At 43.8% G+C, this 14,243-nt stretch carries 12 protein-coding genes; all 12 read left to right on the forward strand.

The genetic code is table 11. The features are described 5' to 3' along the window. Window positions 1-231: 231 nt before the first annotated feature. The 12 genes from ndk to D0T87_RS06660 all read left to right on the forward strand — a co-directional run bounded on the left by ndk (window position 232) and on the right by D0T87_RS06660 (window position 14,219). The gene (ndk, locus tag D0T87_RS06605; RefSeq protein WP_163174040.1) at window positions 232-696 is read left to right on the forward strand and encodes a nucleoside-diphosphate kinase; all 465 of its coding nucleotides are present in this window, start codon (window positions 232-234) and stop codon (window positions 694-696) included. Between the two features lie 15 nt (window positions 697-711). Next, entirely contained in the window at window positions 712-1,587 is an 876-nt protein-coding gene (locus D0T87_RS06610) for a peptidoglycan DD-metalloendopeptidase family protein (protein ID WP_163174042.1), read from the forward strand. A 121-nt stretch (window positions 1,588-1,708) separates the two neighbouring features. After that, window positions 1,709-2,251: a DUF1599 domain-containing protein gene (locus tag D0T87_RS06615; protein WP_163174044.1), complete on the forward strand. Its 543-nt coding sequence runs from the start codon at window positions 1,709-1,711 to the stop codon at window positions 2,249-2,251. Beyond that, window positions 2,241-3,539, forward strand: a complete 1,299-nt coding sequence (locus tag D0T87_RS06620) for a BT_3928 family protein (protein ID WP_163174046.1) — start codon at window positions 2,241-2,243, stop codon at window positions 3,537-3,539. Before D0T87_RS06615 ends, D0T87_RS06620 begins: the two co-directional genes overlap by 11 nt. 24 nt (window positions 3,540-3,563) lie before the next feature. Next, window positions 3,564-4,325 carry a triose-phosphate isomerase gene (gene tpiA / locus D0T87_RS06625; protein ID WP_163174048.1) on the forward strand — a complete coding sequence of 254 codons (762 nt, stop codon included), beginning with the start codon at window positions 3,564-3,566 and terminating at the stop codon, window positions 4,323-4,325. A gap of 82 nt (window positions 4,326-4,407) precedes the next feature. Beyond that, the gene (locus tag D0T87_RS06630) at window positions 4,408-4,872 is read left to right on the forward strand and encodes an SPOR domain-containing protein (RefSeq protein WP_163174050.1); all 465 of its coding nucleotides are present in this window, start codon (window positions 4,408-4,410) and stop codon (window positions 4,870-4,872) included. A 4-nt stretch (window positions 4,873-4,876) separates the two neighbouring features. Beyond that, window positions 4,877-5,461: a GTP cyclohydrolase I FolE gene (gene folE / locus D0T87_RS06635; protein ID WP_163174052.1), complete on the forward strand. Its 585-nt coding sequence runs from the start codon at window positions 4,877-4,879 to the stop codon at window positions 5,459-5,461. Window positions 5,462-6,420: 959 nt separating this feature from the next. Beyond that, complete coding sequence (locus D0T87_RS06640; protein ID WP_163174054.1) at window positions 6,421-8,304, forward strand: FAD-dependent oxidoreductase; 1,884 nt, start codon at window positions 6,421-6,423, stop codon at window positions 8,302-8,304. Between the two features lie 5 nt (window positions 8,305-8,309). Continuing rightward, window positions 8,310-9,413, forward strand: a complete 1,104-nt coding sequence (locus tag D0T87_RS06645; RefSeq protein ID WP_163174056.1) for a DUF4434 domain-containing protein — start codon at window positions 8,310-8,312, stop codon at window positions 9,411-9,413. A 3-nt stretch (window positions 9,414-9,416) separates the two neighbouring features. Beyond that, window positions 9,417-10,823 (forward strand): sugar porter family MFS transporter, encoded by a 1,407-nt coding sequence (locus tag D0T87_RS06650; RefSeq protein WP_163174058.1) that lies wholly within the window; start codon window positions 9,417-9,419, stop codon window positions 10,821-10,823. Window positions 10,824-10,842: 19 nt separating this feature from the next. Beyond that, window positions 10,843-12,015 (forward strand): AGE family epimerase/isomerase, encoded by a 1,173-nt coding sequence (locus D0T87_RS06655; RefSeq protein WP_163174336.1) that lies wholly within the window; start codon window positions 10,843-10,845, stop codon window positions 12,013-12,015. Window positions 12,016-12,029: 14 nt separating this feature from the next. Next, window positions 12,030-14,219 (forward strand): GH92 family glycosyl hydrolase, encoded by a 2,190-nt coding sequence (locus tag D0T87_RS06660; RefSeq protein ID WP_239063520.1) that lies wholly within the window; start codon window positions 12,030-12,032, stop codon window positions 14,217-14,219. Window positions 14,220-14,243: the final 24 nt, after the last annotated feature.

A 14,243-nucleotide genomic window follows, 5' to 3' on the forward strand; every position in this document is an offset into this window, starting at 1 on the left:
TAGGACTATAAAAAGAGTACTGCTTCTATCCGAAGAGCAAAAAGCGCTTGCCAAAATGTTCGGATTTTGATTTGGGTGTCCCAGCGCCAAACTCAGGAGCTAAAAAATGATATTGTTCACCCAAACGTGCCAAAAAAAGTTAAGGAATATACCATTTATTAGGAACAAAATACTATCTTTGGGAGAATTTTGTGATAAAAACACGAATAATACCTTTGGATACTGTAGATTATGATTGAAAAAACCCTGGTCATATTAAAGCCATGTACGCTTCAAAGAGGATTGGTAGGAGAGATCACCCGAATCTTTGAACGGAAAGGATTACGACTGGCCGGGATGAAGATGATGCAGTTGACAGATGAGGTACTTAACGAACACTATGCACACCTGAGTGGGAAATCCTTTTTCCAACGCGTAAAAGATTCTATGATGGCATCTCCTGTCATCGTTTGTTGCTACGAAGGTGTGGATGCGATTCAAACCGTTCGAAATTTGGCGGGACCAACAAACGGACGTTTAGCAGCACCTGGGACTATTCGCGGTGATTATTGTATGAGCTTTCAAGAGAATATCGTTCATACATCCGACTCACCCGAAACAGCTGTTGCTGAATTAAACAGATTCTTTAAACCGGAAGAAATATTCGATTATATGCAAGCGACCTTTGAATATCTCTATGCGAATGACGAATATTAAATGAACTAAAAACGAATGAAATCTAATTGCATCAAAACCGTATTGGTTGCTGTGGCGTCCATGATAAGCTTAAGCTCATTTTCACAAGACCTGATCGCACGCCAGGCACCTATAGACAAAAAGCTGAAAAGCGTAGATTCACTGGCATTACATAGACAGATTAAAGCTGAACAAGCAGAATTTCCCGCATTTGATTTATATCCTAATTGGAGTAATACAAACGTGCACAATTATGCGAACGCTACTGTCCCCGAATCTTATACTATTGACATGACAGGCTTCTGCATGCCTACCACTCAGACACGTATCACATCGCCTTTCGGGCCTCGTAGAAGAAGAATGCATAACGGGCTTGATGTTAAAGTTTACGTTGGTGATACCATTCGTTCTGCATTTGACGGAAAAGTACGTATCGTAAGAACCGAGCGCAGAGGGTACGGACAATATGTTGTGATTCGTCACGATAATGGACTGGAAACCGTTTACGGTCACTTGTCTAAGCAATTAGTGAAAGAAGACCAATTGGTGAAAGCCGGAGAAGTTATAGGATTAGGTGGTAACACCGGACGTTCTACCGGATCACACCTGCATTTCGAAACCCGCTTCCTGGGTATTCCTATCAATCCTGCTTTATTATTTGACTTCCCGAAACAAGATATTGTAGCCGATGCATACACCTTTAAAAAAGGTAAAACAAATGTCAGAACAGCAGCAGGAACTTATGTGGCTGCCGGAAAAGACGGTGTGATCAGATATCACAAAGTCAGAAGCGGAGATACACTGTCGAAGATTGCCAATCAGCGTGGAATTTCTATTGATGCATTGTGTAAACTCAATCGTATTACAAGAAGAACAATCTTGAGGCCAGGGCAAGTACTAAGATGCTCATAATTGCTTAAAAAGATACAGCAACAAACATCGACTGATCAGGAGGGCACTTTAATATTATTTAGAGTGCCCTCTTTTCTTTTTTCTTTAAATATTGCTACCTTTGCACTCTATTTGTAAAGTAATGAAAGATACCAAACTACAATTTGAACATGTTGTCGCTATCTGCCGTGACTTGTTTGCCAAAAAACTACATGATTATGGTCCGGCATGGCGTATCTTGCGCCCGGCATCCTTGACCGATCAGATTTATATCAAAGCCTGCCGCATCCGGAGCATTGAAACCAAGGGGGTGAACCTGATTGATGAGGGCGTGCGCGGAGAATTTATCGCTATCGTGAATTATGGAATTGTTGGTTTGATACAATTGGAGTTAGGTTATGCTGAGGCTGCCGATATCAGTAATGAAGAAGCCTTGGCGCTTTATGATAAATACGCAAAAGAAGCGCTTGAACTCATGCTGATGAAGAATCATGATTATGGTGAGGCGTGGCGCGGAATGCGTATCAGCTCATATACGGATTTGATTCTGATGAAAATCCACCGTACAAAACAGATCGAGAGTTTAGCCGGAAATACATTGGTATCCGAAGGCATTGACGCCAACTATATGGATATGATTAACTATTCCGTTTTTGGCTTAATTAAACTTGAATTTGGAGAATAAGCAAATACATATTATTAATGTTTCGGTGATAAACATTTGCCGCTTTGTGCTGGCAGTGGCATTCATCTTTTCCGGTTTTGTAAAAGCGGTAGACCCACTTGGGTCTATGTATAAAATACAAGACTATCTGGAAGCTTTCGGGATAATTTCCTGGTTGCCTTCTTTCTTCCCCTTGTTCGGAGCCGTCGGATTATCGACATTAGAGTTTGCTTTAGGGGTAATGATGTTCTTTGGTATCAGAAAAGGAACAACCACCTCTCTGTCGCTGCTCTTTATGTGCTTTATGACTCCATTGACTTTATATCTGGCCATAGCTAACCCTGTGTCGGACTGTGGTTGCTTCGGAGATGCGTGGGTACTCACGAACTGGCAAACATTTGGCAAGAACGTTATTCTTTTATTGGCTGCTTTCGCTTCTTTTAAGTGGCGTTATTTAATCATACGTTTCATTAGCCCGAAGTCTGAGTGGCTAATCTCCTTATATACGGTCTTCTTTATTATAGCAGTTTCAATATACTGCCTGGTTCGCCTGCCGATATTGGACTTCCGTCCCTATAAGGTTGGTAACAATATTCGTGAGGGTATGTCTATACCAGCCGATGCCCAACCAAGTATCTATGAAAGTATCTTTATCTTGCAGAAGGGCGGAGAGAAGAAAGAGTTTACACTAGAGAACTATCCGGATAGTACGTGGACCTTCGTCGACGCCCGTACGGTGTTACGGCAGAAGGGGTATGAACCACCCGTAAAGGATTTCTCTATGATGAGCCTGGATACGGGCGATGATATAACCTCCGAAGTGTTGGCTAATAAGAATTATACTTTTCTGCTTATAGCCCACCGCATTGAAGAAGCCGACGATAGCAATATCGACCTGATCAATGAAATATACGACTACAGTATCGAGCATGAATACGGCTTCTACTGCTTAACTTCATCTCCCGATTATGAGATAGAACAATGGAAAGATAAAACCGGGGCAGAATATCCGTTTTGCCTGATGGATGATATAACATTAAAGACCATTGTGCGGGCCAATCCCGGATTAGTACTGATAAAGGATGGCACCATCCTGAATAAATGGAATGGGCGTAAACTGCCGGATGAGTATGTGTTGACAGATTCGTTGGATCGTCTGGAACTTGGTAAGGTACAAGCCAGGAACGATTTATATACCATTGGATTGGTGCTTTTGTGGTTTATCCTTCCTTTATTATTAGTATTATGGCTGGATATCTTTTTGGTGAAAAGAAGTGCCCGGTTGCAGCAGAAGAAAACAGAGATTTAATTAACCCTTTAATAAATAAACAAAATGAGAAAAAACATTGTTGCAGGAAACTGGAAAATGAACAAAACCCTTCAAGAAGGAATTGAGTTGGTAAAAGAGCTTAAAGACGTATTGGCAGCAGATAAACCCAATTGTGATGTAGTGGTATGTACTCCATTCATCCATTTGGCTTCTGTGGCTACTATTCTTGAAGTATCAAATATTGGTGTTGGTGCAGAAAACTGCGCAGATAAAGTATCGGGCGCTTATACCGGTGAAGTTTCAGCAGCTATGGTTGCTTCAACAGGTGCTAAGTATGTTATCCTTGGTCACTCGGAACGTCGTGCATATTATGGCGAAACTGCTGAAATCCTGAAAGAAAAAGTAAACCTGGCTTTGGCAAACGACCTGACTCCAATCTTCTGTATTGGTGAGGTGTTGGCTGAACGCGAAGCTGAAAAACAAAATGAAGTAGTATATGCCCAGTTGGCTGAATCTTTGTTTGATCTTCCAGCCGAAGAATTCTCTAAACTTGTATTGGCTTACGAACCAGTTTGGGCTATTGGTACAGGTAAAACTGCAACTTCACAACAAGCTCAGGATATGCATGCATATATCCGTTCGGTAGTTGCCGAAAAGTACGGTAAAGAAGTAGCTGATAATACTTCTATCCTTTATGGTGGTAGCTGTAATCCTTCTAATGCAAAAGAACTGTTCGGATGTCCTGATGTGGATGGTGGTCTGATTGGTGGTGCTGCTTTGAAGGTGGCCGACTTTAAAGGTGTTATTGACGGTTTTAAAGCATAAATATAACATAAGATTTGAGCTTTTTGCCATGCGGCCGGAACTGGCCGCATGGCAAACTTAAGACTTAAAACTCAAAACTCCCATGAAAACTTATACATCGTATTTCTGTTTATTGTTACTTTTCTTATGTCTTGCAGGAAACGTGCAGGCACAGGATAATATTGTGAAAAGCCTTGAAAGTAATGCTCCGGGAGAAGGACGGGTGACTATTCATCAGGACCCTAAAATCGGAGTTTTAATAGGTAGCCCTCATGGCCTGAGCTCTTCGGGTGACGGAATAATTAAGATGGCAGGATATCGGGTACAAGTTTATTCGGGAGGTAACTCCCGCAATTCAAAGAGAGAGGCCGAGAGCATGGCGGCAAGAGTAAGAAGTGGATTTCCTGAACTGAAAATTTATACCATGTTCAATCCTCCCCGTTGGTTATGCCGGGTGGGAGACTTCCTTAGTATGGAAGAGGCCGATGCCATGATGAGAAAACTCCGCAAAGAAGGTGGCTTTAAAGAAGCGGCCATAATTAAAGATCAAGTAAATATTTCCCTATAATTCAATGAAAGAGAGAGAAGAAGATGCTTTTCCAAAACTGGAAGAGCTTAAAGATCATTATCGTAACATCATATCTTTGCTGGGTGAAGACGTTGAACGTGAGGGTTTGCTTAAAACACCGGAACGGGTAGGGAAAGCAATGCTGACGCTGACCGAAGGTTACCGGATGGACCCGAATCAAGTTCTCTTATCGGCAAAGTTTAAAGAAGAATATAGTCAGATGGTGATTGTGAAGGATATAGATTTCTTTTCTCTTTGTGAGCACCACATGCTACCTTTTTATGGAAAGGCGCATGTAGCTTATATCCCCAATGGATATATCACCGGATTGAGCAAAATCACCCGTGTGGTCGATATATTCTCACACCGTCTCCAAGTGCAGGAACGTATGACCCTGCAAATCAAGGAGTGTATTCAGAATGCTTTGAACCCATTAGGTGTAATGGTTGTGATTGAAGCAAAACATATGTGTATGCAGATGCGCGGTGTGGAAAAGCAAAATGCAATAACAACAACATCCGATTTTACCGGGGCTTTTAAGCAGGCAAAGACACGCGAAGAATTTATGAACCTGATACGGCATAGCTAACGCTCTAAACCTCCCTGTGATTTTTATAAAAATTGCGAAAAAGTAGCACTCATTCGCTGAACCCTCCTGTTTATAGGGTATACAGAGTGGTACTTCGTTCTTTTCCTGCTAGCACTCATATAGCACTGCTAGCACTACGGGTTTCTTGTGCAACTATCTGTGGTTTGAAACAATAGTTTCTTTGGTTTCAGCTGCCGGTTTCGTTTTGGTTTCCCCACCTAGGTGGAGTGGCCTTCCCGATCTAGGTGGGGAGGAGTTCCCGACCTAGATGAGGAAACCAAAACGAAACCGGCAACTGATTTTATTCGAAACAGGTCATCAGGTTTAATCTGGTTTATACTGAAACGGAATGAATCACACGGTGCTACATGTGCTAGCAGAGTGCTAGCAGGAAAAGAACAAAGCACCACTCTGTATGCCCTATAAACAGGAGGGTTCAGCGAATGAATGCTACTTTATCGCAGTTTTTATAAAAATCATATGAAGATGTATCAAAACTCTCCTTCCCCTGCCCCTCCAAAGAGTGGCGCTACTCAGTTTTTGTTTATGCTGCATAGACTCTCCTCCTTATAGAGGAGGAGTACCCGAAGGGGGAGGTGGTGGAAGGGGTTTCTGGATCTGATTTTAGATTGAAATACAATTTGCTCCCACCACCCCGGCCTAAAGGCCACCCCTCCTCTAGGGCAGGAGGGGGGTTGCTGCGCTGTTTTAACACAGAAAACTTAATAGCCTTGCCAACCATTCCGCTTCTATACAAATAAGCTATATAAATGAATTTAACCTTCAACCTACTTCTCTGCTTACCTCAGACTTTTGTATAACCTTGTTGTTTATTGAATATTTGTTCTTTGTTCAAGTTATATAATAAAATCTTTTATTAAATATTGCTTAATTGATAAATGTTTGTATATTTGTTCCGTGAAAACATTCAAATGTGAAAACCTTTAAGCATATCTAATATGAAAAATTTAATTACCTCCGTGTTTTTTAGCCTAATTCTGTTAACTATTATTTCATGCCATACTCCTACCGAAAGACAAGTAGATGTCCTGATTATAGGAGGTGGTGCAAGCGGCGTTACAGCAGGAATTCAAGCTGCAAGATTGGATGCCAGTACACTTATTATAGAAGAAACCGAGTGGCTCGGCGGTATGCTGACTTCTGCCGGAGTAAGTGCAACCGATGGCAATAATAAACTGCAAGGTGGTTTATGGCGTGAGTTTCGCCGGCATTTGGAAGACTATTACGGCGGATCAGACTCATTAGAAACCGGATGGGTAAGTGCCACACTGTTTGAACCATCTGTGGGCAATAAAATATTCCATGAAATGGTTGCCAAAGAACCAAACCTAACCGTGCAGAAGGGGACTATTGTAAAAAACGTAACCAAACTACCCGAAGCGTGGAGTGTTGAGATTCTCTACAAAGGGAAGCCCCAGACAATTCTGGCCAAACGGCTTATTGATGCAACAGAACTCGGCGATATAGCCAAACTCTGTGGAGTGAAATATGACATCGGCATGGAAAGCAAATACGACACAAACGAAAGTGTCGCCCCCGAACAAAAGAATAATATCATTCAGGATATAACGTATGTGGCCATCTTGAAAGATTACGGAAAAGACGTAAGTATACCCCAACCAGCCAACTACAATCCGGCAGAATTTGCCTGCTGCTGCGACAATGACCAGTGCATAACACCCAAAGAACCTCATCGGCTTTGGTCGAAAGATATGATGATTACCTACGGAAAACTTCCAAACAATAAATACATGATCAACTGGCCCATTGAAGGTAACGATTATTATGTCAATATCATCGAGATGACCCCTCAGCAGCGTGTCGAAGCTCTCAAAGGAGCAAAAGAACGTACCATGCGTTTCGTTTATTTTATTCAACATGAACTGGGCTTCAATACACTCGGGCTTGCCGACGATGAATATCCTACCGTCGACCGGATGCCCTACATACCCTATCACAGGGAATCGCGAAGAATTCATGGTGAGGTTCGTTTTACATTAAACAATGTAGTCGACCCGTATGGAACGGACAAAACATACAGAACCTGCATTGCTGTTGGCGATTATCCCGTTGATCACCATCACACCCGCTACGAGGGGACGGAAGAAATTCCCGATCTCTACTTTCATCCCATCCCATCGTTCGGCCTTCCGTTGGGAACTTTAATCCCCCGGGATGTGGATGGACTGATTGTGGCTGAAAAGTCCATTTCCGTATCGAACATCATTAACGGAAGTACCCGTCTACAGCCGGTCGTATTGGAAATCGGTCAGGCAGCCGGTATACTGGCAGCGCTTTCCGTCAGTAAAAACCTGGAAGTCAGAGACGTTCCCGTGCGCGATGTACAAAACACATTACTAAAGGCCAATGGCTATTTGTTGCCTTACAGAGACGTAGCGACTGACCATCCGGTATTCAAGGTATACCAACGCATAGGGTCAACCGGGATACTGAAAGGTGTGGGAAAGAACGTAGATTGGTCTAACGAAACCTGGCTCAGGGCAGATACCATTCTCGTTACTCCGGAATTGAGCGGATTGGCCGAATTCTATCCGGAAGCAGACAACATATTAAAATCGTTTGGAACAACACTTACCCTGAATGAGGCAGTTGATCTTATTGATAAACTCATGGCGCAAGAAGGGCTGCCCGGAGCGGGAAGCACGCGGGATAAGATTGTACAGATCTGGGGGCAATTCCATATGGATGAGTTCAAACCCGAACGTAAAATTAAACGGGGAGAGATGGCGTTACTTATCGACCAAACGCTCGACCCCTTCAATAGGAAACAAATAAATATCCAAGGTGAAATTATAAAATAATACGTATGAAAAAAAGTAGTCGTAGAGAATTCCTTAAAACCGCAACATTGGCAAGTGCTTCGGCGCTTACGCTTCCTTCTCTCGTGGGTTGTGGCAGTTCGGATGGTAGTAACGGCAGTTCGGCGGTTGGCAGTAGCGCAAGCAGCACGTTGATTGTTCCACCCGACAACGGGATCAGGATAACCGGTACGTTCCTGGACGAAATCTCCCACGATATCCCCCATCAGAATTGGGGCGAGAAGGAATGGGATATGGATTTCCAACACATGAAAAACATCGGTATAGACACCGTGATTATGATTCGTTCGGGCTATCGCAAATTCATAACCTATCCCTCCAAGTACCTGCTGAAAAAGGGCTGTTATATGCCTTCCACAGATATTCTGGATATGTACTTGCGCCTGGCCGACAAACATGGTATGAAATTCTTCTTCGGATTATATGATTCCGGTAGATATTGGGACACCGGAGACTTGTCATGGGAGATCGAAGACAATAAATATGTAATCGACGAGGTATGGGAAAACTACGGTTCGAAACACAAAAGCTTCGGCGGTTGGTATATCAGCGGTGAAATAAGTCGTCAAACCAAAGGCGCCATTGATGCTTTCCATGCGATGGGGAAACAATGTAAAGACGTATCCAATGGTTTACCGACATTCATTTCTCCATGGATTGACGGTAAGAAAGCTGTCATGGGCAGTGGCACTGACAAGCTAACCCGCGAAGAGTCGGTTTCTGTTCAGGAGCATGAGAGGGAATGGGGAGAAATATTCTCGGGCATCCATGACGTGGTCGATGCTTGTGCTTTTCAGGATGGACATATTGATTATGACGAGCTGGATGCTTTCTTCGAAGTCAACAAAAAACTGGCCGATAAATATGGTATGCAATGTTGGACCAATGCCGAGTCTTTCGACCGTGACATGCCCATCCGCTTCTTTCCCATTAAGTTTGACAAACTGCGCATGAAACTCGAAGCAGCCAAACGAGCCGGATACGATAAAGCCATTACCTTCGAGTTCTCGCATTTCATGAGTCCGCAATCGGCCTATTTGCAAGCCGGACATCTATACGACAGATACAAGGAATACTTTCAAATCAAGTAGCGCATGAAATCGAATATAAATTTAGGGTATCTCGTCTTTTTGTCGGTGGTAGCAGCCTTAGGTGGTTTCTTGTTTGGATACGATACGGCTGTTATTTCCGGTACAATCTCGCAGGTAACACAACTGTTCAGTCTCGATACCATTCAGCAAGGGTGGTATGTGGGGTGTGCCCTGATTGGTTCCATTACCGGGGTGGCATGTGCCGGTGTTCTTGGCGATAAGCTTGGGCGTAAATATACCATGATCATATCTGCTATTCTGTTTACGGCTTCGGCTTTGGGATGCGCGGTATGTAGCGACTTTAGCCAGCTGGTGGCTTACCGGATCATAGGTGGTGTGGGCATCGGTATTGTATCCATCATTTCTCCTTTGTACATTTCCGAAATGTCCGTTGCACAGTACCGCGGCCGATTGGTATCTCTTTATCAACTGGCGGTTACAGTCGGTTTTCTGGGAGCCTATCTTGTAAACTACCAGTTGCTGGGATGGGCCGAAAGCGGTCCGGGATTCGGTAATGAGTGGCTGGACAAGATCTTCGTTAGCGAGGTGTGGCGGGGAATGTTGGGAATGGAAACGCTGCCGGCGTTGTTGTTCTTTATCATTATTTTCTTCATCCCCGAGAGTCCGCGTTGGCTCATTCTGCAGAAGAAAGAAACAAGGGCGCAGAAAATACTGCAATCCATCTATACCTCTACTACAGAAGTCATTGCTCAGATAAACGAAACCAAGTCTGTTATCCAAAGCGATACCAAGTCCGATTGGTCTTTGCTTTTGAAGCCAGGCATACGCAAAGCAGTTATCATCGGCTCTGCAATAGCCATACTTGGGCAGTTTATGGGAGTGAATGCTGTTCTTTATTACGGTCCTTCAATCTTTGAGAACGCAGGATTATCGGGTGGCGATTCTTTGTTCTATCAAGTACTTGTTGGGCTGGTCAATATGCTGACCACTGTATTGGCACTAGTGATCATTGATAAAGTAGGACGCAAAAAACTGGTTTACTATGGAGTGTCGGGTATGATTGTTACGTTGCTCCTTATCGGGGGATACTTTATTTGGGGCGAGTCGTTGGGCATATCCAACCTCTTCCTGTTGACGTTCTTCCTACTCTACATCTTCTGTTGTGCAGTCTCTATTTGTGCTGTTGTCTGGGTATTGTTGTCCGAAATGTACCCAACAAGAGTCAGAGGACTGGCTATGTCCATCGCTGGTTTCTCGCTATGGATCGGCACCTATCTCATCGGGCAATTAACCCCCTGGATGCTCCAGAATTTAACCCCCGCCGGAACATTCTTTCTATTTGCCGTGATGTGTATACCATATATCCTGATTGTCTGGAAAATGATACCGGAAACTACCGGTAAATCATTGGAAGAGATTGAACGCTATTGGAATAAAACTAAAAATTGACCTTAATTTTCCATATATGATAGACTTTAAAAAACTAGCAGATCAATATAAGGACGAACTCTTTAACGGAGTACTTCCTTTCTGGCTCGAACACTCGCAGGATAAAGAGTATGGTGGCTACTTTTCTTGCCTGGATAGAGAAGGGAAGGTATTTGATACCGACAAATTTATCTGGTTGCAAGCGCGGGAAGTATGGATGTTTGCTATGCTCTACAATAAAGTAGAACAACGTAAAGAGTGGTTGGAATGTGCTATTCAAGGAGGCGAATTCTTAAAGAAGTATGGTCACGACGGCCAATGCAACTGGTATTTCTCGCTTACCCGTGAAGGCGAACCGCTGATAGAACCTTATAACATCTTCTCTTATACGTTTGCGGCTATGGCTTTTGGGCAACTAAACCTGGCTACAGGCAATCAGGAGTATGCCGATATCGCCAAGAAAACATTCGACATTATTCTGTCGCGTGTTGATAATCCCAAAGGGAAGTGGAATAAAGCTTATCCGGGCACCCGCTGTCTGAAGAACTTTGCACTGCCTATGATCATGTGTAACCTGGCGTTAGAGATACAGCACCTTCTGGATGAGAGCTTCCTCGAAGCAACCATGAAAACATGTATCCATGAAGTGATGGATGTCTTCTACCGTCCCGAACTCGGGGGGCTTATTGTAGAAAATGTCACGCTCGACGGTCGGTTATCCGACACGTTCGACGGTCGGTTACTCAATCCAGGGCATGCTATTGAGGCCATGTGGTTTGTTATGGACCTGGCTGTGCGCCTCAACCAACCGGAACTAAGCAAGAAAGCTACCGAGATTACTCTGACTATGCTTAATTACGGATGGGATAAGGAATTTGGCGGCATTTATTATTATATGGACCGTTTAGGCTGCCCGCCGCAACAATTGGAGTGGGACCAGAAACTGTGGTGGGTACATATCGAAACACTGATCTCTTTGTTAAAAGGTTATCAGCTTACCGGCTCGGAAGAATGCCTCCGGTGGTTCGGGAAAGTACACGAGTACGTGTGGAGCCACTTCAAAGATCCTCTATACCCCGAATGGTATGGCTACCTGAACCGAAGGGGAGAAGTGCTCCTGCAACTGAAAGGTGGTAAATGGAAAGGATGCTTCCATGTCCCCCGCGGGCTATATCAATGCTGGAAAACCTTAGAAGAACTATCAGAGAAATAACAATCTGCCGAACCATGAATTATCATTTATACATTGGGGGACTATGTCTTCTGCTCGCATCGTGTACCGTTTCAAGTCCAAAGAAAGGAGACACTGGGAAGGATTATACTTCCTACGTCAATCCACTAATCGGTAGCGGAGGGCATGGACATGTGTTTGTCGGTGCATCATTGCCGCATGGCATGGTGCAGCTGGGACCAAACAACTTGTCGCAAGGATGGGACTGGTGTTCGGGTTATCACGATTCCGATTCAACCATTATCGGCTTTGCCCACACCCACCTCAGTGGTACGGGAATAGCCGATCTGGGAGACGTCTTGTTTATGCCCGTTACCGGAAATGTGGACCTTCGGAGGAAATCTGAGAGGATATCTGCCACTTATTTCTCTACATTTAAGAAAGAAAACGAACAGGCTCGTCCCGGGTACTATGCAGTGCTGTTGGATAAGTATGATGTGAAGGCCGAGCTTACGGCTACTCCGAGAGTTGGTTTTCATAAATACAGTTATCCTTCGGATGAAGAGTCGGCTGTAATTATCAATTTAAACGAGAGTGCACAATCCCTCATGTTCCGTGAAGGAACATTATCTTCGGGACTTCGACTACTCAACGATAGCACGGTAGCCGGTTATCGGATTTCGAACGAATGGGCTACGGATCACCGGGTATACTTTACTACTGTGTTCTCCGAACCCATTCTGAGCTGCGACTCCATTCGCGAGAACACCGGACTTGTGACTACACTTAACTTCGGAAAGTTAGCATCCTCTTTATTAGTGAAAACCGGGATATCTTATGTGTCCGAAGAAGGAGCTATGCGCAATCTGGAAGCAGAATTACCCGGATGGGACTTTGACGGTACATCACTGCAAGCCAAAACTCAGTGGAATGAAGCACTGTCAAAGATAGATGTAGTGTGTGACGATCATACGAAAGCGATTTTCTATACCGCATTCTATCACACCATGATTGTACCCTCTTTGTTTTCGGATGTTGACGGTATGTACAGAGGAGCAGATGGGAAAATCCATCATTCAACAGGATTTACTCCTTATACTATATTTTCCTTGTGGGATACTTATCGGGCTGTTCATCCTTTGTACACTCTTGTGGATAACAATGTACCGGATTATGTGAATACCCTGTTGGATATTTACGACCGGCAAGGCACATTGCCTGTATGGCATTTAGCCGGAAACGAAACAAACTGCATGGTTGGTGTTCACTCTATTCCGGTGGTAGTAGATGCTTGTCTGAAAGATTTTCAGGGCATAGATAAAGAACGGGCTTACCGTGCTGTCTCATCCATCCGTTCCATGAACCAAAATGGGCTGGACCATGTACGCGAAAAAGGCTATATACCTGCCGATAAAGTAAACTGGTCGGTGGCTCGTGCATTGGAATATGCTATTGATGATTATGCCGTTGCTCAACTTGCCCGGGAGTTACATTATACAGACGATTGTCAATACTTTCTGAAACGTTCCAAACTTTATCAGGAATATTTCGATGGCACATCCGGCTTCATGCGTGGTAAACTGTCGGATGGTAGTTGGCGAACCCCATTTAATCCATCTCACAGTATCCACCTCGAAGATGATTACGTTGAGGGAAACGCCTGGCAGTACACTTGGTTGGTTCCACACGATGTCGAAGGACTAATCGATCTGTTTGGCGGACAAGAACTGTTTCTTAATAAACTCGATAGCCTTTTTATGGTTAGCTCAGAACTTAATGAAGGTGCATCCATAGACATTTCCGGCATGATCGGACAATATGCGCACGGAAATGAACCAAGCCACCACACCCTCTATTTATATGCACTTGCAGGTCGCAGGTGGCGTACGGCAGAGCTGGTACGCCAGGTGTTTGAAGAATTCTATACAAACACCCCCGACGGCCTTATCGGTAACGAAGATTGCGGGCAAATGTCTGCCTGGTATATCTTTTCTTCTCTCGGCTTTTATCCGGTTAATCCGGTTAATGGAACTTTTGTGTTCGGCTCTCCTCTTATAAACAGAGCCACAATACACCTGAACAATGGAAAAACACTCGAAATCATTGCCAATGAAAACAGTCAAAAGAACAAATACATTCAGTCTGTTAAACTAAACGGAAAAACGTATTCCCACCCTTATATGTCCTATAAAGACCTTATGGATGGTGGAGTTCTTGAATACCAAATGGGCGAAAATCCTTATTAACAAATAAATCTAAAACCAAATCAC

Source organism: Bacteroides sp. 51 (genome assembly GCF_010500965.1).
Lineage (GTDB): Bacteria > Bacteroidota > Bacteroidia > Bacteroidales > Bacteroidaceae > Bacteroides.